Annotated in this window: 1 protein-coding gene; it reads left to right on the top strand. The window is 66.2% G+C overall.

The features are described 5' to 3' along the window. Positions 1–755 (top strand): substrate-binding domain-containing protein (locus VR44_RS35900; protein WP_045951848.1); only part of this gene is annotated, 755 nt, incomplete at both ends.

Genomic DNA, 755 nt, shown 5'->3' with positions numbered 1-755 from the left:
GAGGAGGGGGCGGAGGAGGGGGCGGCGACGCCAAAGGCGGCCTGGTCGGCATCGCGATGCCGACCAAGTCGTCGGAGCGCTGGATCAACGACGGCGCCAACATGGTCAAGGAGTTCCAGGCGAAGGGCTACAAGACCGACCTCCAGTACGGCGACAACGTCGTGGAGAACCAGGTCTCCCAGGTGGAGAACATGATCACCAAGGGGGCCAGGCTGCTGGTGATCGCCGCCATCGACGGCTCCTCGCTCACGAACGTCCTGCAGCGGGCCGCCGACGCCCACGTCCCCGTCATCTCCTACGACCGGCTGATCCGCGGCACCGGCAACGTCGACTACTACGCGACCTTCGACAACTTCAAGGTCGGTGTCCTCCAGGGGAGTTACATCGTCGACAAGCTCGGCCTCAAGGACGGCAAGGGCCCCTTCAACATAGAGCTGTTCGCCGGCTCCCCGGACGACAACAATGCCGCCTTCTTCTACAACGGCGCGATGAGCGTCCTCCAGCCGTACATCGACGCCAAGAAGCTGGTCGTGCAGAGCGGCCAGACCTCCCTGGCCCAGATCGCCACGCTGCGCTGGGACGGCGGTCTCGCCCAGTCCCGGATGGACAACCTGCTGAGCAAGTCGTACACGGCCGCCCGCGTCGACGCGGTGCTCTCGCCGTACGACGGCATCTCGATCGGCATCATCTCCTCGCTGAAGGGCGTCGGCTACGGCACACCGGGCCGGCCACTGCCCGTCGTCACGGACCAGGAC

This window comes from Streptomyces katrae, assembly GCF_000966975.1.
Classification (GTDB): Bacteria; Actinomycetota; Actinomycetes; order Streptomycetales; family Streptomycetaceae; genus Streptomyces; species Streptomyces katrae.
The sequence above is the reverse complement of the archived record's forward strand: the minus strand, read 5'-3'. Positions and strand labels throughout refer to the sequence as shown.